The organism is Gammaproteobacteria bacterium (ex Lamellibrachia satsuma) (assembly GCA_019623805.1).
In the GTDB taxonomy this organism is placed as follows: domain Bacteria; phylum Pseudomonadota; class Gammaproteobacteria; order Chromatiales; family Chromatiaceae; genus QGON01.
This window is the reverse complement of sequence record CP053680.1, coordinates 1297810-1319301: the sequence shown is the minus strand read 5'-3', so window position 1 is coordinate 1319301 and position 21492 is coordinate 1297810. Positions and strand designations below refer to the sequence as shown.

Below are 21492 nucleotides of genomic sequence, written 5' to 3'. Positions count from 1 at the left end.
GGGGTTACAGTGATTGGGCTAAACGACGTAGTCGCTTACTTGCGGCAATGTTTCCTGCCGTTCTTCGGATGGATCGGCGAACTGCGCGACGGCAAGATCCTGAAGGCCGATATTCTTGCGGGCATCACTGTTGCGCTGGTGCTGGTCCCCCAGTCCATGGCCTATGCTCAGTTGGCAGGTTTGCCCGCCTATTACGGTCTTTACGCTTCCTTTCTGCCGCCTATGATCGCGGCCTTCTTCGGCTCATCCCGACAGTTGGCAACGGGGCCCGTCGCAGTGGTCTCCCTGATGACAGCGGCGGCACTGGAACCGATCGCCGCAGCCAATCCAGAGGGATTCCTCATCTATGCGGTGCTGTTGGCGCTATTCGTCGGTGTATTTCAAATCTCGCTCGGTCTGCTGCGTCTTGGCGTGCTGGTCGATCTGCTCTCCCACCCCGTGGTGGTCGGCTTCACGAATGCCGGAGCCATCATCATTGCCACCTCCCAGTTGAGCAAGCTGTTCGGCGTGACCGCAGAGAGTGCACCCCACCACTATGAGAAAGTCTACAACGTGCTTGTTGCGGCCGTGGATGGGACGCACATGGCGACGCTGGCATTTGCCGTGGTGGCCATCGGTATTATGGTTGGGCTAAAGAAATATATGCCGAAGATCCCCAACGTGCTGGCGGCTGTGGTGGTGACTACCGTCGGGGCCTGGTTGCTCGGTTTTGAAGGTGGAATGGGTGGCAAGGTTGTGGGCAGTATCCCTGCTGGACTACCTCCCATCTCCTTACCCAGCGGCATCGACTGGGACATAGCCACCCAGTTGATGGCCACTGCGGTGATCATTTCACTGATCGGCTTCATGGAGGCCATATCCATTGCCAAGGCGATGGCTGCACGTACTCGCCAGAAGCTGGATGCCAACCAGGAGCTGATTGGACAGGGCCTGAGTAACATCACCTCCGGTCTCTTCTCCGGCTATCCGGTTTCCGGTTCCTTCTCCCGCTCCGCCGTCAATATCGACAACGGGGCAGTCACCGGTTTCTCCTCGGTCGTCACGGGCCTGGTGGTTGGTTTGACACTGCTGTTCCTGACTCCGCTGCTCTACCATCTGCCACAGGCGACGCTGGCTTCCGTTATCATTCTAGCGGTTATCAATTTGATCAAGATTGAACCGATCATCCATGCCTGGAAAGCTGAAAAGCAGGATGCGATCGTGGCGGTAGTCACCATGTTGCTCACGCTTTATATGGCACCGCATCTGGAGATCGGTATTTTGGTGGGTCTGGTACTCTCCATTGCACTTTTCATCGTGCGTTCCATGCGCCCGCGCGTGGCAGTGCTCTCCCGCTATCATGATGGGACCATGCGGGATATCAGCGTGCATCCGCTGCCCACCAGTGACTATATCCAGTTATTGCGTTTCGATGGTTCGCTCTATTTTGCCAATGCCGGATACTTTGAGGACAAGGTGTTGGAGTTAGTGGCGAGTAAACCCAACCTGCGTTACATCGTAATCGATGGTGAGGGCATCAACCAGATCGACTCCACCGGGGAAGAGGTGATGCGCCATCTGGCCGAGCGTCTGAAATCGAACAATATCGAATTTCTGGTGGCGCGGATGAAGAAGCAGTTTATGGATACTATCCGTAGTACTCACCTGCTTGAAGAGATTGGGCCGGACCATTTCTTCTCGCGTATCCAGTTCGCTTTGAACTATGCCTGGGATGGTTTGGGTGATGATTATGATCGCACCCAGTGCCCGCTGCGGCGTCAGGTTGATTGATCTTTAAATCACTGACAGGCAATAAAAAACCGGCTTGATACCGGTTTTTTATTGCCTGATCCGCCATGCTTGGCCGGGCCAGTAGGCTGAATGCGGTCTTATTGCAGAGCGGCTACCTGATAGCTGCCGTCGACCTCGTTGAAGTTCAGCAGATCGACAGAGAGTTGATTCATATCGGTCGAGACTTGTGCGAGCTGATTTTTCGCCTGAAAGTGGGTCTGCTGCTTGACTGCGGCGTAGACCAGGCCGCCAGGGGCAAGAATTGTGATGGCGACATCGAGGACTCCAAAGGCGCCTTTCTCTACGCGTTGCTGAAGCGTGATTTGCTGGTTTTTCAGATTCTGTTGCAGGTTACGAAGCTGTTTCGACAGAATTGAGGTGTCTACCGTTCTGAGACTGGTGCAGAAACCCTCTTCATCGACGGTCAGGGTCCGCTCTTCTGCGACAATGCAGGTCGAGGCGGTACTAATCGCAAGCAGCAGGGCCAAGCTCAAGGATTTTTGTCTCAGGTTGTTCATGTTGATTGCCTCTGCGAAGTCGTTACCGGATCTGATTGGCCTCTCCCTGGTTCTATCTCTCTCCTGTGATTTCAGATTACGACCGAAAACAGGAATATTTAGGAACTACTTCACACTGAGTCGGCAGAACGGCCGGAATCTGAAACCCGGGTCACAAAACTAAGAGATGCTGGGGAACACTTTTCCCGGATTGAGAATATTCCGCGGATCGAACTGACGTTTGATGCAACGCATCAGTTCCAGGGTAACCGGATCGATCTCACGATCGATATAGGGCTGTTTGACCAGACCGATACCATGTTCACCGGAGAGGGTGCCGCCGAGGCTCAGGGTCAGATCGAAAAGGCGGCTCAGGCACATCTCGCCAAGGCTCATCTGCTCAGGGTCATCCGGGTCCAACAGCAGGTTGACATGGATATTGCCATTTCCGGCATGGCCGAAGTTGATGATGGTGATGCCGGTGTCAGCGGAGAGTCTCTCCAGGCCGCCTATCAGATCGGGGATGCGAGAGACGGGCACCACCACATCCTCATTGATCTTTTTGGGTGCCACATTGCGCAGTGCCGGTGAGAGCGCCTTGCGGGTCTTCCAGAGTGAAACGACTGCCTCAGTTGTCTCTGCGGTGTGTATCTCCAGCAGTCCCGGATTGGATGCCGCTTCTGAGATGGCAGCGGTCTCATTCTCAATGCTGTGTGCGGGGCCATCCACCTCGATCATCAACAGGGCACCCACCGCGGGATCGAGTTCGAGATCCGAAAAGTCCCGTACCATTGCCAGTGCCGCACCGTCCATGAACTCCAGCGCACAGGGGGTAACAGGCTGTGCCATGATGGCGGAAACCGCATGCGCGGCGGCGTGGATATCCTTGTAATTGGCCTGCAGGGTTCGTTTGGTCTCCGGCAGCGGAGTCAGCTTGAGGGTGGCTTCTGTTATCAGACCCAGCGTACCCTCGGAACCGATCAGCAGGCGGGTGAGGTCGTAACCCACCACGCCCTTGGTGGTATTGACTCCGGTGTGGATGGTTTGGCCGTTGCCGAGGACGGCTCTGAGGCCGAGGGTGTTCTCGCGGGGAGTTCCATATTTTACCGCCCGGGGACCCGCGGAATTGTAGGCAAGGTTTCCGCCGATGGTGCAGATCGATGCGCTGGTTGGGTCTGGTGGCCAGAAAAAACCCTTTTCCGCCAGTGCCGTCTGCAGCATCTGATTGGTAACCCCTGGCTCCACCTTGGCCAGGCGGTTGTCGGGATCGATCTCCAGGATACGATTCATGCGTTCCAGGGAGAGCAGGACGCCGCCCTCGATGGGTACAGTGGCGCCGGTGGTGCCGGTTCCCGTGCCTCTGGCAACCAGGCTGATCCGTTGCTCGTGGCAGAAACGGGCGAGTGCCGCCACCTGCGAGTGTTCGGTGGCGAAGACCACCGCTTGCGGCATTGCCTGCAAGCGGCTGTTATCGTAGCCATAGGGCAGGCAGTCGGCGGGGTCGGTAAATACCGAGTCGTTGCCGACGATCCCCGCCAGGGCCTTGCGCAGTGATGAGGTGTTCAACCTGGGTTCAATCTAGATGTACTCGAAAACCCGCACCACCCGGCGAACCCCGCTGATGTGCCGGACCAGATCGGTCACTGCATCGCCTTCGGCCTGGGTGAGGAGTCCCATCAGAAAGACAACGCCGCGCTCCGTGACGACCTTGACCCGCAGGGTATCAAAATCGGGCAGGTCGACACTGGTCAGCTTGAATTTCACCTCGGTGGTGAGGGCCGAGTCGCGGGTCCGCTCCCCAATGGAGGCTGCGGTACCGATCTCCAGCTCATTGACCACCCGGCGGACGCGTTCAACGCTTTTTACCGTCTGCTCCGCCTTGGCACGGAGCGCATCTGTCTCGGCCTGGCCGGTGAGCAGCAGCACCATGTTATAACTGGTGACGCTGATTTTGCTGTGTTCGTTGAGATAGTCATCGCTGCCGAGTCGCTCCATCGCTTTTAGTTCGATGGATTGATCTTCCACGATGACACCGGCAGTGCGGCGATCATGGGCCACACTGGCTGTGGTGGCCGCGCCGCCGACGATGACAGCGGCGCAGCCTTGCAGTAGCGAACCGGTGAGCAGAACGATGGCGAGGATGATCGATTTTGATTGCTGCATTTTATTCACTTCCCAATAGCTGTTGGTCCACCAGATCACACAGGCAATGTATAACCAGAAGGTGAACTTCCTGAATGCGGGCGGTTGAGCCCGACGGTACGCGAATTTCGACATCGCCAGGCACCAGGAGTTTCGCCGCCTCCCCACCTTCTTTGCCGGTCAGGGCGATGACAGCCATCTCCCGTTCATGGGCTGCTTCGATGGCCGCACTGACGTTGTTCGAATTGCCACTGGTGGATATCGCCAGCAGTAGATCGCCAGGCTGACCCAGTGCCTCGATCTGTCGTGCGAAGACCCGTTCGTAACTGTAGTCGTTGGCGATCGATGTGAGGGTCGAGGTGTCAGTGGTAAGGGCGATGGCTGGCAGGCCGGGGCGCTCCCGTTCAAAACGGTTGAGCATTTCGGATGAGAAGTGCTGGGCATCTCCGGCGGAGCCGCCGTTGCCGCAGCTCAATATTTTGCCGCCCTCCAATAACTGAGCCACGATAAGCTCTGCGGCGCCGGCAATCGGATCGACCAGCAGCGGCATCGCCTCAATTTTGGCCTGGATGCTCTGGTCAAAAATCTGTTTGATTCGGTCGTTCAGTTCCATGGTTCTATAGACTACCTGTAGATCAGGCGCTCTGGAAGGCGTCCTTGATCCATTCAATATTGGGGTCGCGTTCGCCGGTGATGCCCACCACGTCGAAGCGGCAGGGCCATGAGTTGCGTTGCCGTTGCAGATAGTGGCTGGCTGCAGTGATCAGCTTGCGCTGCTTGCTCGCCGTGACCGACTCGGCCGCCGAGCCAAAACTGCTGCTCTTGCGGAATCGCACCTCGACAAATACCAGACTCTCCCCATCCCGCATGATGAGGTCGATCTCTCCTCCCTTGCAACGGTAGTTCTTCTCGACAAGTTGCAGCCCTGTCTGCTGCAAATGACTGCAGGCAAGGGTTTCCGCCAGTTCGCCCTTGCACAGATGGCTGGCCTTTCTCATGGCCTCTGTGGGGCCATGCTTGGGGTAACGGAGGTTTCAACCGTCTCTTGAGGCAGGTTGTCCGTCGTGATTGTAGTGGATTCGTCAGGTAAACCCTGGATTGGCTGATTAGAGGATGGTGTGTTTTCCGGCACCTCCATGCGGGGAGCGAAGCCGCTTATCCTGACTTTGCCATCCGCCATTTCAGCCCAGGCGAGCTGGCGATGCAGGCGGTTGGAGGTATCGATGTAGAGGTTGCCGGTTTTGCCGTCCTGTGTGAGTCCAGGTTGATCACTCAACTGATGCAGGTGGGGCAGCAGATTGAAGGCATCAATGCCCATGGCGTAGAGCCGGGTATAACGCTCTTCCACCCCCGGCAGAAGCTTCGCCAGATTGCTGCGCGACAGGGGTTGCTGATGGTCATCTTCCAACAGCCAGGGAATGTCGACAAATTTGATCTTGCCGATATCCTTGTCTTTCTCCTGCGCCTGTTTGCCGCTGAAGATGTGGGAGGTGGCATAGACCGGCAGATCCCCTGCATGGTGGAACTGCAGTTGAGGACGCAGTTGTCGTGCATTTTGTGGGCGGGCGGCGAGGAAGATGAAGTCGGCATCTGCCCGGCGCCTCGGCTCGTATTCCAAAGACTCCCCCAGCACCTGTTGTACTGCCTGCTTGCGGGCGTTGCTCTCATCGATATTGAGCAGTTTTCGGATGGGAGTGGAGAAATCGTTCTCCTTGGCGATGTAGGACTGCTGTTCGACTGTCCGGCCGCCAAGTGATTCCCAACGTTCCCGAAAGCTTTCATAGATCCGGTCGCCCCAGCTTCCCGTTGGTGTCAGTACCAAGGCGTTGCCGAAACCATCGAGCCAGGCGCGTTCGGCTATCTGCTCAGCTTCATCCTCTGGCGAGAGGCCAAACTGGTAGAAGTTTGTGGATGGATGGGGCTCGCCGTTTGTCCGGTTGAGGGCAAGCAGCGGGATCTCGAAGTTTTCCATTTGCAGCAGGGCCTTGAGCGCCGCCTTGCTGATCGGTCCGACCGCCGTTTTTGCGCCTTGGTCGATTGCCAGCTGATAGGTATCGATGATCTTGGTGGGGTCGCTGCTGTCATAAAAACGCAGTTCAGGACGGTTATTTGCCGGCCGCTGATACCAGGCCGACATGAACCCGTCGCGCGCGGCGGCAGCCACTTTGGCGTAAGGGCCGGTACGGGGCAGAAGTATTGCGATGTGACTGACCTGTTCAAGCAGAGACTTGTCCTGATCGAAATAGCCGACAAGCAGTGACGGGAGGGCGGGATGGTTTTGGTACTCCTCCCGCCAGGCATCCAATCGTGTCTCGACAACGGCCGGGTCGTCGCCACGGTTCTTGACGATCCGGGCAAGGTCCATCCAGCCGCCCAAGGTGCCTGGTGGATCCGGCTGCAGCAGTGCCAGTGCAGTATCAGTCATGGCGGAGAGGGTCTGAATCAGCATGGCCTGATTCTTCAGGCGGCGCTCGGGGTCGAGCAATAACATATCGAGTTCGCCCAGCTCCCGGGCACTCTCAAGAAGATTGCCCACGAGGCGAAAACTCTCCGCAACGTTTTGGTGAAACCGCTGGCGCAGACCGAGAGAGCTTTCTGGACCTGGGGGAGGTTGCATCAGGTCCAGTGCCTGATCGACCTGGCCCAGTTGCAACAGTCTTTCTGCCTGCAGCATACGCAGCCGCAGGATGAACTCTGCATCGCTGCCGGGGCTGCGGATCTCATTGGTCAGGGATTCACTCTTTTCCCAATTACCTGCCTTGGCCCAGGCCTCCGCCGCCTCCAGCAGCAGATCCTCCCGCCGGGGGGGAAGGCTGTCGCGGGCCAGTGACTCGATCAGCACAGCCGCTGCGGCAAACGATTTAGCTTCGATGAGGCTATCGGCCTGCTGCCGCAGGATGACCGCTTCCTTTTCAGGTTCGACATCGGGTTTTGTGACTGGTGCAGTGCAGCCCTGGAACAGAAGCAGCAGGGAGAGGGTCAGCAGTAGCGGCGAAATACGTTGAATCACTTGCATGGTCTCGGCCGGGTGTGCAGGATGGGAATCCGGCCAGCTCCTGTTAAATAGGTATCTATGTTGTCAAAGGGCGTACTTTACGTTGTTGCCACCCCAATCGGCAATCTCGATGATTTTTCTGTGCGTGCCGTCAGGGTATTGGAGACGGTGGATCTCATTGCGGCGGAGGACACAAGGCACACCCGTCCCCTGCTCAGACACTACGGTATCTCTACGCAAATGGTGGCCCTGCACGAACATAACGAGCGGGAGGTGATGGGGCGATTGCTGCGGCAGTTGGAGGAGGGACAATCCCTCGCGCTGGTCTCGGATGCGGGTACGCCGCTGATCAGTGACCCCGGTTTTCCGCTGGTGCGGGAGGCGGGTCGCCTGGGCATCCTGGTAGTGCCTGTGCCTGGGGTCAGCGCGGCGACATGCGCGCTTTCCGTGGCGGGTTTGCCCACAGACCGCTTTCTCTTTGCCGGGTTTCCGCCCCGGCAATCATCTGCCCGTCAACGTTGGCTTCAGGATCTGGTGGCCGAGAGCGCCACCCTGGTATTCTATGAATCGAGCCACCGGATACTCTCTGCTCTCAAGGATATGGCCGAGGTGTTTGGTGCAGCGCGGGAGTCAGTGGTGGCCCGCGAGTTGACCAAGGTGCATGAGACCCTGTTACGCGGGCGACTCGATGAGCTGATCGAAATCGTCGCGGAAGATCCCAATCAGCAGAAGGGCGAGTTTGTCGTCCTGGTGCAGGGGGCGGGGAGAGGGCAGTCTGATCAAAAGACTGTGGAAACCGAACAGGTGCTCAAGGTGCTGCTGGATGAACTGCCCTTAAAGCAGGCTGCTGCACTGGCAGCGAAGATCACCGGTGAGAAAAAGAACGCCCTCTACCAACAGGCGCTCGCCTGGAAACAGGATTCTTAATGCAGAAGGGCCGTTGCCGGCCCTTCCATTCGCCTAGTGGTTCACCTCGATCCGCTTCGGCGATGTGATGGGCGTTTTGGGAATGATGACCTCGAGCACACCATTGTCTCCGGTGGCCTTAATGCCTTCCAGGTCGGTGTGATCCGGGAGTGTAAAACGGCGATAGAAAACACCGCGAGCGCGTTCGACACGCTTGTAGTTCTCCTTCTCCTCCGTCTTCTCGAATTTTCGTTCGCCCCGGATACTCAGAACGCCATTCTCCATGGTGACTTCGATATCCTCCGGTGCCACACCCGGGATATCCGCATGCAGTACATACCGATCATCCTTTTCCTTGATGTCGACCGCCGGCACCCAGTCGCCGCCAACCACATGGGATATATCATCCCGATCGCGTGAGGTGAGGGGGCGGTCCATATCCCGACGCCATTCGTCCATCATCTGCCAGGGATCATATCGTGCGATGTTCATAATGACCTCCTCTTCAGGTTTACCCTGTCCTACTTTAATAATGGGTCCGAAACAGGTTTTTTTCAAGAATGCTCTGGGTGGTATTATTATTTATCTTATTGATAATAATAATGTTTTAAGAAATATATTAATTCGCGGAATCTCATTGCCATGATTCGGTAGGAGTGGCGTTCACGCCGCGAAATACCTCATCTGACGGAGTATTGTTGCGATGTATTTCTTACGACCCAGGTGCTTGCTGATGATGTGCATTCAGGAGACCTACCCAGAAGGAAAAACAACATGGATGGTGCAAGCAATATCATAGAAAGCCTGTAGCTGGTCGGTGAGCATTGCCTTTCGTCCGTGGATCTCGTGGTCACTTTTCAGTCTGTGAGACCCTAAAGGCCGTTTGGGCTGATCCCAAACGACTGAGTGGTCTATAGTCGCCCGGGCCTGAGTGAACCGAAACAGGAGCTTGATTATCTGGCCCGCTATGCCCACCGAACCGCCATCAGCAACCCACGTCTGCTGTTGATGACGGACGGGGTCATCCAGTTCCGTAGTATCTTCCTGGTGATGAAACTGCTGATCCTGTAGAGGATCATTTTTTGGCTTTGTAAAAGTGTGGTTGCCGTAGCTATTTTCGCCCTATATCGGATGACAAATAGATGGCTACAGTTTAGGTGGATGTGGATGCTTCCGGTTGGTGGCGTAATTCGTTACAACCAGCAGAGGCCGGATAAATGAGCAGGCTCTATGTAGAACTGAACCCTGTCAAAGCAGGTATGGTGAAAAATGCTTGGGACTATCGCTGGAGCAGCGTCCATGCCCATCTGTCGGGAAAAGGTAGCCAGGGAATCATTCAGCCAGAAAATCTCCTGAAATTAACAGGCGACTGGAAAGCCTATTTAAAAGAAGCGCAGGCGTTTAGAAGCGGAAAACTTGAGTGGCACGAACGAACAGGAAGGCCATTTGGCACTGACCGTTTTATCGAAAAAGCCGAACGCTTACTTAAATAGAGAATTGAAAAAGAAGAGGCCTGGGCCAAATGGCACTTACTTAAGCTTCTTGGGATGTCCATTTATCCTGACTTCCTCCCTCGCTGCATGCCTGGGTTTGACAAGTAGAGGAAAGGATTTCGCTCGTCGCTTGAGTGCCCTCGGTTCAATGCGTCCTGGTCGCTTCCCGACTTGCTGTTGTGCAATTAGGATGAACAAGCGGCCAAGTTTTTCATCATCGTAATTTCCAGGATCGCCCCGCCTCCAGGAAAGCCACAACTGCAAGGTGTGCTTGAAGCTGAGTTGGCGGGGTATCAGGTCGGCCAACAGAGCTGCCTGAGCCATCAAAAGTCTGATTAGGTTATAGGCCAACAGATAGATCCAGATCTCTTTTTCCGCCATAGCCGGAGTGCGACAACTCAATATCTCCATACCCAGGGTGGTCTTGATGTTACGCAGATCCAACTCGATCTGCCAGCGATCATGATAGAGTGTTTTCAGGGCTGTTTTGCTTGTTTGCTTCGAACAAAGCAGCGTTGTCACTAAAGTTTTTCCGCCGATATGCAGCTCCCGCACGTTCAGTGTGTCTGGTGCCTGGTCGTACGCTTCCCGGCTCATCCAGTCGGGCTTTTTCTTTGGCTTATGCAGTTCTATCAAGTGGTCACGCTGCCCCAGTCGCTGACCACGGCGAAAATCCGTACTACGTCTCCGTGCACCATGTTGTTCGAAAACACCATCCATGCCTTTTTCCTGCAATGCACACAACAGGAAATAGGTTGCGAAAAAGGCATCCCCTAATAGGATGTCACCCGCTTCCAGGGTATCCAGCATTGATCTAAGCAATGACTGCTCATCGCTTCCCTTTCCCCGGCAAGGTCCCATGGCTGTATCAAGTACTGCACCACTGGCAAGGCAAATGATGCTGACAAAGCGGCAAAGAGGAAAACCCAAACCAGGTTTTTGACTACGTGGCTGAGGATAGGCTTCCTGATTGTCCGTTGTATCAGGCAATGCAACGGTTGCCCCATCCACTAACCTGACAGGCCGTCCTCGCCAGTGCCAAGTCTCCGGGGTGGACTCGGTCATCATGCGTCCAGTGTAACGAGCCAATGTAGAAACCATTTCCATTGGTAGCCGTTTCCGTGCCCTGCAGTATGCACCCGTATGGGTGCTACAGGCTGAGAGTCCCCCCATCAATCGTTTGATTGCTGCATCATCTACCACGCTCTGACAAGAGCGATCGGCACTCATTGCCTGTGCCAGAAACATCGATAGCGTCTCAGTTGGGGGAAACAGGCGTTCCCGGTGGTCAGGTAGTAATGATTCCACTTTATCCAGGAATTCCGGGGCGGTCAGCAGGTTGAAGAACTCATAGGAGTCGCTGTTTGCAGCGTGGGCACTGATACGTTTTTGTTGATGTATACGGACGCGTTGGCTAGGATGCATTAAGGCTGGTTCCTGAATTGATTGGTGTGGGTTTGGCGATTTGCATCTTATCACCTGAACCAGCCTTTTTTTATTGTTATATCAATATGTTAGTTCTTAAGTAAGTGCCATTCAGGCCTGGGCCTAAATGCAGCGATGAGGATAATTAAGTATTGTGTCCCCATAACTACCCTGAAACCGTGGTCTGTCCCCTGTTGTTCACAGCGGTCAGGTTATGTAAACGTTGAGGCTGTAGAAAAACCCCAAAAACCGGTAAAATATGGGACACGCTATAAGGCTAAAGGAATCGGATCATGGCCAGGTACAAGGACTACAACTACGATCAGATGAAAATGATCCCTGTGGCTTTTGATCGTCAGATCCTTTATCCGGGCACAACAAAAAAGTCAAAGCTGCTGCGGAACTAGGCGGTCTTCACTCAGACTGACACCACGGTGCTGGGCTTTCAGGCATACGGCCCAATGCCATTCTGTTATTACGCCCTACGTGCTCAAAATCCCTCTACTTCATTAGGCATGCTGTGACTTCGGCTACCTGTATTGCGTTTGCGGCGTCATGATTGCCGTTTTCACGTAAGAAGCGTTTCAGTTGCTCGGCGACATAACCAGCAGCTACATGCTCCGCACTAATCTTATCGTTACTCGATACAGCACGAACCGCTTCTTGTGCTGCAGAGGAAAAAGCCGGGCTATCTATGTATGAACCTATAAGAAATTGGCCTCCGCAACCTAAAAGTTTTTTGAATAACCCCTTATCCATGTCATCAGATATCATATCGGTCGCAAGATAGGCACCAAGCAAAGCAACCCCTAACATAGCTGGAGTGTACACGTCATTATGGGGAACAATCAGATCCAGCCCTCCTTGAGCATTCGCAAGGTATTCATATATCTGAACACGAACATCATCATCGCTGAGATTCCATACCTGCTCGGGTTCCGTGATATCCAATTTACTCTCAATCAAATACCACTTTCCAACCTTACGGTCGTCTTTCATCCTACCAAGTAACGCATGCCTTGTTTCAGAATCCACATAATACGATCCATCTTCAAAAAAATGTATATTGCCAGGCTCTTCCAGTGTTATTAACAGTGGTCCGTTTATCTTTTGATCCACCATCTGTCCTCTTGCTAGAATCACTTCTGCCACTACAGAATAATCATCAACTTTCATATATTTTTTTATGATTTCAAACGCGTGAATTTCTGGGCTTCCATAGACGCATCCTCTCCACTTTATTTCCTCCCTGTATGTCGGCGACCCAATTGTGCCCCCATAATTCTTCTCGTCCCACTCGGGGCCACGGACAGGCGTCTCACTCAGAAAATAATCAGAAAAATGTACCTCGCCTTCAAGCGTATCCCCTTTTACTACGTTCGGTTGGAAATGATTTGGTTCACCGTGATTGAAATATTCCTTTGGATCTATTGCCTCCCCCTCGTACCCACAAAAACGGAAGATCCGATTCATCCAATCACTTCTCCCTTCAGCTAGATTATAAGAATCAAAAATTAGCTTCTTTCCGTTAATCGTGACCGACTGTCTAAAGAATAATGGATTACCTGATTTGCTCAGCTTGAAAGCCAACAGCACTCCTGCCTCATGCAATTCATCGTCCGTCCGATCATAGGCAAACGCTTGATTCAACGTGAGAGTAGACAGAAAAATCAGTACAAACTGGGCAACACAAATCTTCATCACGGCACTCTCTGTAATAGTTAGGATATTTTGAGGTTATCTACTTCTTCTATAGCTCGTGAATACTTCACCGGCTAAAGCCGGTGGCGTCGGGTTGCGGCTAAAAGCCGGATTGATCGGCCGTTCTGCCGATTACCGTCATACGACGGTAAAGTTATTAAATAAGGGACGCACCACGTTTTTCGTGATCAGGTTATACTATACCTCATCATCAAGCACCGGAAGTGGTACGGATGCGTATTCTGGTGAAGATGAATACCGATTCTGGATGAACGTGAACACCTGATTTCTCAACGCATCACGAGTGTTGATTATTAGCCCAAGTGTTCACCATCAGTCAACGGAAATTCTAGGGACACAATACTTAATTGTGCTATGCTTGCATTATGGCCAGACTAGCAAGAGTCGTCCTACCCGGCTATCCTCACCACATCACTCAGCGTGGTAACCGGCGTCAGGATGTGTTTTTTAGAGACAGTGATTACGAGCAATACCTTGAGCTGCTTACAGCGTGGTGTAAACAAGAGCGAATAGAAATCTGGGCCTATTGCCTGATGACCAACCATGTCCATCTCATTGTTAAACCAAGCAGGCAATCAAACCTAGGCAAAGCCGTCGGAGAAATACATCGTCGCTATACCCGTATGATCAACTTCCGGGAGAACTGGAAAGGCTACCTCTGGCAAGGTCGCTTTGCCTCCTACCCCATGGACAAAAGCTGGTTGCTTAAAGCAGTAGCTTATGTAGAACTGAACCCTGTCAAAGCAGGTATGGTGAAAAAAGCTTGGGATTATCGCTGGAGCAGCGTCCATGCCCATCTGTCGGGAAAAGATAGCAAGGGAATCATCCAGCCAGAAAATCTCCTGAAATTAACAGGCGACTGGAAAGCCTATTTAAAAGATGCTCAGGCGTTTAAAAGCGGAGAATTTGAGCGACACGAACGAACAGGAAGGCCATTGGGTACTGACCGATTTATCGAAAAAGCCGAACGCTTATTAAACAGAGAATTGAAAAAGAAGAGGCCTGGGCCTAAATGCGGTGATGAGGATAATTAAATATTGTGTCCCCAGAACTTCCGGTGACGGCATTAAGAAAGTGAGGGCGCAGAGGACAGTTTGTTGATAGCTAAATTGAAATCATTCAATATTATTCGTGCCATACCAAAAAATGTGGTGCTACATTTTATCTATGCTGTTACGGGTATAATATCGCTATTCACTCCATTTGAGCTGACATCAGCATGAGCAATGAGATCAATTATAAGAACAACCCCTTACACGGTGTTGGTTTGAAAAGCTTGTTGATCGAAATAGTGGATCAGTATGGTTTTGAGATACTCTTTGCCTATTTAAATATCAATTGTTTTAAGACCAATCCAAGCATTGATTCCAGTGTTAAGTTTTTAAAAAAAACGGACTGGGCGCGTGAAAAAGTTGAAGTCTTCTATTTGTATGAGTTTAAAAACTTACCTCGAGCGTCTTCTGAACAGTTTTCATTGCCTCCAAGGGAGCGGATTATTCCGGAAAATCAGGCGCCGGGTGATCCTAAAGAACTGAGCTTAGAAGATGCTGATCGATTGCGCGAAAAGCGTGCAAATAAGTCAGCTGAGCGAGAGCAGTGGACTAAACAGCGCTCGGGAAAGAATATCGATCCATGGGCGAACTGGAAAAATAAATCCAAGCGATGACGGAACGAATAGATGCCTAACAACAACCAAAAAAGGATGTCTAGTACAATGCACTTAAATCTACTTATCATAACTATTTTTATTCTATTTAATTCATCAACTTGTTTTTCATTAACAAAGAATGATTTATGGGAATCCATTGAAGGTGAAAATCTAAAATTTTCACAAATGGAAAAGGGATTAATACTAATAAATGACACACAATGCGAGGTTAAAGATATCGAAATTCAGACCTACCCTAAGTCTAGCAATAGTGTTACCCGAATTATGGGAATAGGGTCATATTACTATAAAATCGATAGCTTAAATTCAGGAAAAACTGAACTTGTTTATTGGAATAAGTTTTCTAATACTGAAGGAAAATATCTTAATATAAAAGAATATGCATTCAATAGAGTTAGTTTTAGTGCCGACAAATGCCCTGGAAAAAATAAAGATCATTTAAATGAACACTACAAATTATGGGATAGTGAGAAGTTTTTGAATTTTGGGTTCGGTATAAATGTCGAAAACAAATGCAAACATCCAATTAAATTTGCAATTCGAATTAAAGATCTTAAAGGTGAATGGAATACTGAGGCATGGTACAGCTTTAAAGCATTTGAGTCTTCCTACCTAAAGGATATTAAAACTAGAGATTCTAGATATTATTACTATGCTGAAAGCTCTGATGCCAGCAATATTTATTGGGGGGTGGATGACAATTATTTTTATATCGGTTTGAAAAAATATGGAATGCGAACTGGAGAAGATATGGATGGGGATACAAATATTGTTCTAACCTGTAACTAGCGATAATTGCTAAGGCAAAAAAGTAGAAATTAAATTCAAACCAACATGGATTGGAGCTAACTCGCTGACGTGGTCCAATGGACAGGTACACCCCAGTTAAGCATCATTGACTTAACTGAGGTAGAAAAATGAAAGAACGAAAGAAATATTCGAAGGAATTCAAGCTAGACGCGGTCAGTCTGGTTCTTGAGCAGGAATATACTCGAAGGGAAGCAGCAAACAGTCTGGGCATCAATGCCCAAATGCTGGGGCGCTTGGTGAAAGAACATCAGGCAGAAGATGGGCAGGCATTTCGAGGCAATGGCAAGTTGAGTTCTGAACAGGAAGAAATCAGGAAGCTCAAGGCTCAGGTTAAACGCCTTGAGATGGAGAAAGAAATCTTAAAAAAAGCAACGGTATTCTTTGCAGCAGAAACGAAGTGAAATATTCGTTCATCACCCAGCATAAGAATGCCTATCCAATCAGCTTGCAATGTCAGGTTTTGGGTGTGAGTCGTAATGGTTACTACCAGTATCAAAGGGGCTTGGGTAACAGGCCAGACCGAATACATCAGGAGATGCTGGAGTGGGTTGAGGATATCGCCAAGAGTTCAGACTACACTTATGGCAGTCGCAGAATGAAAAAAGCCTTGAATGTCCTGGGCTATCCGGTGAGTCGGAATAAGGCAAGGAAGTTAATGCGTGAAGCCAATGTACAGGCGCGTCAGCGCAGGAAATATAAGGTTACGACAAACAGTAACCACCAGCAGTCGGTTTTTAACAACCTGCTCAAGCGAGAGTTTGCTGTGGCCCAGCCCGATCATGTCTATGCGGCGGACGTGACTTATGTATGGACCCAGGAAGGCTGGTTATACCTGGCGGTAGTGATAGACCTGTATTCACGTAAAGTGGTCGGCTGGAGCATGAGTTCCCGGATGAAGGCAAAGCTGGTCTGTGATGCATTGCAAATGGCGATCTGGCGACGTCGACCGAAGGGCGGATTGATTCACCACTCAGATCGTGGTTCTCAATATGCCAGCAAGGCTTTTCGGCGGTTACTCAAAGCCCATGATATCAATGGCAGTATGAGCAGGAAGGGTGACTGCTGGGATAATGCTGTAGTGGAAAGCTTCTTTGGCAGCCTCAAGCAGGAACGGGTGCATTGGAGAAGCTACCAGACACGTTACGAAGCCCAGCAGGACATATTGGAATATATTTCCATGTTTTATAATAGTACGCGGCTGCATTCATACCTGGATTATATGAGTCCGAATGATTTTGAGCAGCAAATGATGGCGCAGAAAAAAGCGGCTTAACTGGGTGTAACAAAATCCTTGACCACGTCACGCTTCGCTCTGCTTTTTGCGTCCAGCTATGGCTGGCGTTGAGGCTGTAGAATAACCCTAAAACCTGCACCAAGAGCTTGGCGTGTTGGATACGTCAGGAGAGCATAGCCAACAGGCTTGGCATAATAACCGCATACTAACTAAAATACTCCAAGGCAAATTAACGAGGATTATTTAGCGGTTCTCACCCTATGTTTCTTTGGCTTCATTATTATAGATCTTGTAATAATCGCATTTGGTACAAGCATCTATCTTGCCTTCAACTAATGCTCGATATTGTATAAAAATATCACTATGGTCATAACATGAAGTACCCTCAATTTCCCAGCATTGTAGGTCATCAATTGTGCGTCTAACACAATCCATCTCTTCGCAACATAAAAACTCGTAACATTTTTCCATGTCAAATAACCAAAAGTTAAATGAGAAGGTACTCATTCTATACTTAAAATGAAAAATTATTAATAAGAAAATTGGCTGCCAAAATGTTTTCTCAGTCTGATCCAGCTAGCGTTTTCGGCGAATATTTTTCGTTTTGTTTCCGCGCTGAGAGCGGCCTGTTTTTTGTGGCTGGCCCGATCCGACGTTAGGACGTTTACCACTCCTGCCTTTGCTGTTTTCGTCTCTCTCCCCACCTTTCGGCTGCCAGCTGGGCACCAGGTGCCGTTTGCCGTTGCCGATCAGGTCTGCCCGTCCCATGCTTTTCAGCGTTTCCCGCAGTAGTGGCCAGTTTTTTGGATCGTGGTAGCGTAGAAAGGCTTTGTGCAGACGGCGCTGTTTCAGGCCTGTGGCGACAGGGACGTGGGGAGAATTCCGGCGAACCTTCTTCAGTGGATTTCGGCCGGTATGGTACATGGCAGAGGCAATGGCCAGAGGGGTCGGCAGGAAGGCCTGCACCTGATCCGGCCGAAATCCGTTCTGTTTCAGCCAGAGTGCGAGGTTGAGCATATCCTTGTCGGATGTGCCTGGGTGCGCGGCGATGAAATAGGGGATCAGGTATTGCTCCTTTCCCGCCTCGGCAGAGTATTTGTCGAACAGCTTTTTGAATTTGTCGTAGCTGCCGATCCCTGGTTTCATCATGTGTTCCAGCGGGCCGGATTCAGTGTGTTCCGGGGCGATCTTCAGATACCCGCCGACATGGTGAGTTACGAGTTCCTTGACGTACTCCGGTGAGCGCACAGCCAGGTCGTAACGTAGGCCGGATGCGACGAATACCCGTTTGATGCCGGGCAGTTTGCGGGCGCGCCGGTAGAGTTTGAGCAGTGGCCGGTGGTCGGTGCCCATGTTTGGACAAATGTCCGGGTAGACGCAGGAGAGGCGTCGGCAGGCAGCTTCGATCTTTTCGTCTCTGCAACTGAGCCGGTACATGTTGGTGGTGGGTCCGCCCAGGTCGGAGATGTTGCCGGTAAAACCGGGAACCTGGTCGCGAATCGTCTCCACCTCTCGGATGATGGAGTCCTCCGAGCGGCTCTGGATTATGCGTCCCTCGTGCTCGGTGATTGAACAGAAGGTGCAGCCGCCGAAACAGCCGCGCATGATGTTGATGGAGAAACGGATCATCTCCCAGGCGGGGTTCTTTGCCACCCCGTAGGCAGGGTGGGGTTTGCGGGTGTAGGGGAGTTCGTAGATCCGGTCGAGTTCTGCGGTGGTTAGCGGGATCGGCGGCGGATTGAGCCAGACATCCCGTTTGCCGTGTCGTTGCACCAGGGCTCTGGCGTTGCCGGGGTTGGTCTCCAGGTGGAATACACGGGAGGCGTGGGCATAGATTACTTCATCCTCGATAACCTGATCGTAGGAGGGGAGCCGCACCAGGGTCTTCTCCCGATCGAGCTTGCGGGGACGATTGTGGGCTATGACTACCTGAGGTTGTGGGCAGTCAGGTGTAGCCTGATAAGGATCGGGATGGAAGGCTTTGGGACCGGGTGTGTCGAGTTCAGTTGAGTCGATGACCGTCCGGTCAGCCGGAATCTGTTGCGACATGAATCCGGTGCCGCGGATATCCGTGATCTCGCTGATTTTTTCCCCTGCTGCCAGTCTGTGAGCCACCTCCACCAGCGCCCGTTCCGCATTGCCGTAGATGAGCAGGTCTGCCTTGGAGTCGGGCAGAATGGATCGGCGTACCTTATCCGACCAATAGTCGTAGTGTGCGATGCGGCGCAGACTGGCTTCGATGCCACCGATGATGATCGGCACGCCCTTGAGCGCCTCACGGGCACGCTGGGCGTAGACGATCACGGAACGATCCGGGCGTTTGCCGCCCTCGCCATCCGGTGTGTAGGCGTCGTCGCTGCGGATGCGCCGGTCTGAAGTGTAGCGGTTGACCATCGAATCCATGTTTCCGGCGGTAATGCCGAAAAAGAGGTTGGGCCGCCCCAATCTCAGGAAGTCTTCGCTGCTGCGCCAATCCGGTTGGGAGATGATGCCGACACGAAAACCCTGGGCCTCCAGCAGTCTGCCCACCAGCGCCATGCCGAAACTGGGATGGTCCACGTAGGCATCGCCGGTGACGATGATAATGTCGCAACTGTCCCAGCCCAGGTCGTCCATCTCCTCCCGGGACATGGGTAGTACCGGCGCGATGCCAAAGCGTTTGGCCCAATAGGGGCGATGGGAGAAGACGTCTGGCGCGGTTTGCATGAGTCGATAATGGTTGTTGCTGTAGAATTAAGTGTTAGCGTAACCAACCCTGGAGCCAGAAACGAGGATTGTAGGCCGCATGTCCCTCGAAACGCTCATGGCTGTTTAGCCACTCTTCCCCAAGCTCTGTCAGAGAAAAAACCTCAGGGAATATCCCCAGCACCACACCTCCGATGCAGAGCAGAACAATTGGTATTAAAACACGTCCCGTCGAGGTGTCGGGCGAACTGTTTGATCTGATCTGCAAGGTTTGCTGGATACCATACATCCAGCCAATAACCACACACATCATTATCTGGCTCAGTGGCATAGTAAGTATACCGCTGAATAGTGAGTGAAATGCTGCGGCAAGCAGTGATGCTGTCAGCGAAATATGGATCGGATTTTCTGAAATTCTTTTTATCCATGTGGTGAAGTTGGTGACGGCAAGAAGTGAGATCATCAGCAGTACCGGAATTCCCCATTCAGAGGCGATTTGCAGAATGCTGTTATGCGGGTGTGCTGCATAAGGATTACGGAAATATGCGTAGTGCAAGGGGCCAGCGCCCATAAGCGGATTGTCCTTGATAAGCTGTAGTGCTTGCTCCCACAATTCCATCCGGCTGAGGAGACTCTGGGCAAAAGCGGAAAAGTTGTCGTAGCGGAGCTCCGGTATAAAGAAAGTGAAGTAGATAAAGAGTCCGGCCAGTAGTGCGTAAAGCTGTATGAGAAGCCACTTTTTGCTTCTGCCGCGAAAGATGATTGCAATCCCTGCCCACCCAACAAGTTGGCCCAGCAGGCTCCCTTTGGACCCATTGGCAATGGTGATGCCCCACCAGATACCTGCGATTAGCAGGATGGACAAAAAGATCAGTTTGCGCCTGCCCGGAGTGCTCTCCTGCGTAAGCAGTATCGGCAGGGTTATCAGTGGCAGAGTCCAAGTTTGGAATTGGCAGAGAAAGCGGGTGTTTTCAAAAATCGGGTGAAAATAGAATACCCTCTCCTGAACAATGTAACTGATAAATATTCTGATAAATTCACCCTCATAGATGATGACGGAGAGCACAATGATGAGGAGCAATATCTTGTCGTATGAGTCGCCAAAACGGCGACGTTGAGCAGCAATAAACAGGGCAAAGATGAAAAGCAGGCCGACATGGCTAAGGGAGAGAAAGGCGTCTCGTGGGATGGGTGATGCAACGGAAGAGATTGTACCTAAAATGAAAACACCGGCAATCAGCAGCTTGGTTTGAAGAGTCAGCCTGGAGAAGGTGCCAAGCCACGAGTGACGCTCCTTGTTGGACAAGAGCAGCATCAGGCCTATTCCCACAAGCAATAGAATTTCCAGAATGCGTTTGGTGTCGTAGAGGTTGTATCCCGAGAGGAATAGTTTGGTGAGCCGGCCATTTAGCGCAAACGCAAAAAAAATAGCCAATGGTGCTGAGATAATCTCAGCACCGGAAGTGCGTATTATTGTCATTGCGGAGACTTTTTCCTGCATGGGTTTGTATATCATAGTTATTCTTTCGGCAGGATTTCGGCAGGATTAAGGTTTCTCTTGTTGGAATACATTTGCAATTCGTTGGGAAGCGTATTAGCTTGCATGTGGGAGTCGGCCGGACAGTCGCTGTTTTACCTCGGTGAAGCGGAGGAAAGTCCGGGCTCCATAGGGCAGGGTGCCAGGTAACGCCTGGGAGGCGAAAGCCTACGGAAAGTGCCGCAGAAAATATACCGCCTAAGCCTCTTCGGAGGCCGGTAAGGGTGAAATGGTGACGGTAAGAGCGCACCGCGCTGTCGGTAACGATAGTGGCAAGGTAAACCCCACCCGGAGCAAGACCAAATAGGGGAACATTGGTGCGGCCCGCACTGTTCCCGGGTAGGTTGCTTGAGGTGTGCGGCGACGCGCATCCCAGATGAATGACTGTTCTCGACAGAACCCGGCTTACAGGCCGGCTCCCACTTTTTTCCCCTCTCTTCTCGTTGGTCCGGATTTCCTCCGGTTTTCTTGATATTCCACTTTAGGTTTGAGCTTTAATCTACTGTATTTTCAGTGGAAATCTACCGCTTATTGCGGTGTAACTTCCTCTTGTAACCCCCTGAACACAAAAGACTTTTTCCTTAATTGACCTTGACAGGTCCGGGTG

General features: G+C 51.8%; 19 protein-coding genes and 1 other RNA gene. 9 read left to right on the top strand and 11 right to left on the bottom strand.

The annotated features are described in order from the left end of the window. Positions 1–12 precede the first annotated feature (12 nt). Positions 13–1770, top strand: coding sequence for a sulfate permease (sulP, locus tag HPY30_05525; protein ID QYZ67923.1), 1758 nt, complete (start codon positions 13–15; stop codon positions 1768–1770). A 98-nt stretch (positions 1771–1868) separates the two neighbouring features. Here the strand turns inward: sulP and HPY30_05520 are convergent, their stop codons facing one another. The 6 genes from HPY30_05520 to HPY30_05495 form a co-directional block, all read right to left on the bottom strand. Beyond that, complete coding sequence (locus HPY30_05520) at positions 1869–2288, bottom strand: hypothetical protein (GenBank protein QYZ65489.1); 420 nt, start codon at positions 2286–2288, stop codon at positions 1869–1871. 159 nt (positions 2289–2447) lie between these two features. Further along, complete coding sequence (locus tag HPY30_05515; protein ID QYZ67922.1) at positions 2448–3719, bottom strand: FAD-binding protein; 1272 nt, start codon at positions 3717–3719, stop codon at positions 2448–2450. Between the two features lie 126 nt (positions 3720–3845). Then, on the bottom strand, positions 3846–4430 hold the full coding sequence (locus HPY30_05510) for a BON domain-containing protein (protein ID QYZ65488.1): 585 nt from the start codon (positions 4428–4430) through the stop codon (positions 3846–3848). A 1-nt stretch (position 4431) separates the two neighbouring features. After that, the gene (locus HPY30_05505; GenBank protein QYZ65487.1) at positions 4432–5022 is read right to left on the bottom strand and encodes a phosphoheptose isomerase; all 591 of its coding nucleotides are present in this window, start codon (positions 5020–5022) and stop codon (positions 4432–4434) included. 22 nt (positions 5023–5044) lie between these two features. Next, entirely contained in the window at positions 5045–5407 is a 363-nt protein-coding gene (locus tag HPY30_05500; protein QYZ65486.1) for a YraN family protein, read from the bottom strand. Then, positions 5404–7419, bottom strand: coding sequence for a penicillin-binding protein activator (locus tag HPY30_05495; GenBank protein QYZ65485.1), 2016 nt, complete (start codon positions 7417–7419; stop codon positions 5404–5406). Before HPY30_05495 ends, HPY30_05500 begins: the two co-directional genes overlap by 4 nt. Before the next feature lie 63 nt (positions 7420–7482). Between HPY30_05495 and rsmI the strand changes: the two genes are divergently transcribed. Beyond that, a complete protein-coding gene (gene rsmI / locus HPY30_05490) occupies positions 7483–8331 on the top strand; it encodes a 16S rRNA (cytidine(1402)-2'-O)-methyltransferase (protein ID QYZ65484.1) in 849 nt (282 codons plus the stop codon). A 33-nt stretch (positions 8332–8364) separates the two neighbouring features. Here the strand turns inward: rsmI and HPY30_05485 are convergent, their stop codons facing one another. Beyond that, positions 8365–8802 carry an Hsp20/alpha crystallin family protein gene (locus HPY30_05485; protein QYZ65483.1) on the bottom strand — a complete coding sequence of 146 codons (438 nt, stop codon included), beginning with the start codon at positions 8800–8802 and terminating at the stop codon, positions 8365–8367. Positions 8803–9216: 414 nt separating this feature from the next. On the opposite strand from HPY30_05485, the gene HPY30_05480 reads away from it, so the two are divergent. Both HPY30_05480 and HPY30_05475 read left to right on the top strand, forming a co-directional pair. Continuing rightward, on the top strand, positions 9217–9381 hold the full coding sequence (locus HPY30_05480) for a hypothetical protein (protein ID QYZ65482.1): 165 nt from the start codon (positions 9217–9219) through the stop codon (positions 9379–9381). A 146-nt stretch (positions 9382–9527) separates the two neighbouring features. Further along, on the top strand, positions 9528–9803 hold the full coding sequence (locus HPY30_05475; protein ID QYZ65481.1) for a hypothetical protein: 276 nt from the start codon (positions 9528–9530) through the stop codon (positions 9801–9803). A 36-nt stretch (positions 9804–9839) separates the two neighbouring features. Here the strand turns inward: HPY30_05475 and HPY30_05470 are convergent, their stop codons facing one another. Together HPY30_05470 and HPY30_05465 are read right to left on the bottom strand one after the other, a co-directional pair. Next, complete coding sequence (locus tag HPY30_05470) at positions 9840–11228, bottom strand: IS4 family transposase (GenBank protein ID QYZ65480.1); 1389 nt, start codon at positions 11226–11228, stop codon at positions 9840–9842. A gap of 501 nt (positions 11229–11729) precedes the next feature. Then, positions 11730–12929 carry a hypothetical protein gene (locus tag HPY30_05465; protein QYZ65479.1) on the bottom strand — a complete coding sequence of 400 codons (1200 nt, stop codon included), beginning with the start codon at positions 12927–12929 and terminating at the stop codon, positions 11730–11732. Positions 12930–13315: 386 nt separating this feature from the next. Between HPY30_05465 and HPY30_05460 the strand changes: the two genes are divergently transcribed. From HPY30_05460 to HPY30_05445, 4 genes are all read left to right on the top strand, one after another. Further along, positions 13316–13984 (top strand): transposase, encoded by a 669-nt coding sequence (locus tag HPY30_05460; GenBank protein ID QYZ65478.1) that lies wholly within the window; start codon positions 13316–13318, stop codon positions 13982–13984. A gap of 185 nt (positions 13985–14169) precedes the next feature. Beyond that, on the top strand, positions 14170–14616 hold the full coding sequence (locus tag HPY30_05455) for a DNA-binding protein VF530 (GenBank protein ID QYZ65477.1): 447 nt from the start codon (positions 14170–14172) through the stop codon (positions 14614–14616). A 12-nt stretch (positions 14617–14628) separates the two neighbouring features. Continuing rightward, positions 14629–15408 (top strand): DUF1036 domain-containing protein, encoded by a 780-nt coding sequence (locus HPY30_05450; protein ID QYZ65476.1) that lies wholly within the window; start codon positions 14629–14631, stop codon positions 15406–15408. A 128-nt stretch (positions 15409–15536) separates the two neighbouring features. After that, positions 15537–16702 (top strand): IS3 family transposase gene (locus HPY30_05445; protein QYZ65475.1). Its coding sequence is split into 2 segments (ribosomal slippage): positions 15537–15798 and positions 15798–16702, totalling 1167 coding nucleotides; the frame shifts between segments, so codons are not numbered across the junction. Positions 16703–17239: 537 nt separating this feature from the next. Here HPY30_05445 and HPY30_05440 read toward each other — a convergent pair. Then, positions 17240–19369, bottom strand: coding sequence for a YgiQ family radical SAM protein (locus tag HPY30_05440; protein ID QYZ65474.1), 2130 nt, complete (start codon positions 19367–19369; stop codon positions 17240–17242). A gap of 34 nt (positions 19370–19403) precedes the next feature. Then, positions 19404–20828 (bottom strand): O-antigen ligase family protein, encoded by a 1425-nt coding sequence (locus HPY30_05435; protein QYZ65473.1) that lies wholly within the window; start codon positions 20826–20828, stop codon positions 19404–19406. A 128-nt stretch (positions 20829–20956) separates the two neighbouring features. On the opposite strand from HPY30_05435, the gene rnpB reads away from it, so the two are divergent. Continuing rightward, an RNA gene (gene rnpB, locus HPY30_05430) (RNase P RNA component class A) lies at positions 20957–21309 on the top strand. The last annotated feature ends 183 nt before the right edge of the window (positions 21310–21492 follow it).

Bases quoted from the DNA above. Each gene is read 5' to 3' on its own strand.
- HPY30_05520 (QYZ65489.1), bottom strand. From the start codon at position 2,288: ATGAACAACCTGAGACAAAAATCCTTGAGCTTGGCCCTGCTGCTTGCG.
- HPY30_05515 (QYZ67922.1), bottom strand. From the start codon at position 3,719: ATGCCGCAAGCGGTGGTCTTCGCCACCGAACACTCGCAGGTGGCGGCA.
- HPY30_05510 (QYZ65488.1), bottom strand. From the start codon at position 4,430: ATGCAGCAATCAAAATCGATCATCCTCGCCATCGTTCTGCTCACCGGT.
- HPY30_05505 (QYZ65487.1), bottom strand. From the start codon at position 5,022: ATGGAACTGAACGACCGAATCAAACAGATTTTTGACCAGAGCATCCAG.
- HPY30_05500 (QYZ65486.1), bottom strand. From the start codon at position 5,407: ATGAGAAAGGCCAGCCATCTGTGCAAGGGCGAACTGGCGGAAACCCTT.
- rsmI (QYZ65484.1), top strand. From the start codon at position 7,483: ATGTTGTCAAAGGGCGTACTTTACGTTGTTGCCACCCCAATCGGCAAT.
- HPY30_05485 (QYZ65483.1), bottom strand. From the start codon at position 8,802: ATGAACATCGCACGATATGATCCCTGGCAGATGATGGACGAATGGCGT.
- HPY30_05475 (QYZ65481.1), top strand. From the start codon at position 9,528: ATGAGCAGGCTCTATGTAGAACTGAACCCTGTCAAAGCAGGTATGGTG.
- HPY30_05470 (QYZ65480.1), bottom strand. From the start codon at position 11,228: ATGCATCCTAGCCAACGCGTCCGTATACATCAACAAAAACGTATCAGT.
- HPY30_05465 (QYZ65479.1), bottom strand. From the start codon at position 12,929: ATGAAGATTTGTGTTGCCCAGTTTGTACTGATTTTTCTGTCTACTCTC.
- HPY30_05460 (QYZ65478.1), top strand. From the start codon at position 13,316: ATGGCCAGACTAGCAAGAGTCGTCCTACCCGGCTATCCTCACCACATC.
- HPY30_05455 (QYZ65477.1), top strand. From the start codon at position 14,170: ATGAGCAATGAGATCAATTATAAGAACAACCCCTTACACGGTGTTGGT.
- HPY30_05450 (QYZ65476.1), top strand. From the start codon at position 14,629: ATGCCTAACAACAACCAAAAAAGGATGTCTAGTACAATGCACTTAAAT.
- HPY30_05440 (QYZ65474.1), bottom strand. From the start codon at position 19,369: ATGCAAACCGCGCCAGACGTCTTCTCCCATCGCCCCTATTGGGCCAAA.
- HPY30_05435 (QYZ65473.1), bottom strand. From the start codon at position 20,828: ATGACAATAATACGCACTTCCGGTGCTGAGATTATCTCAGCACCATTG.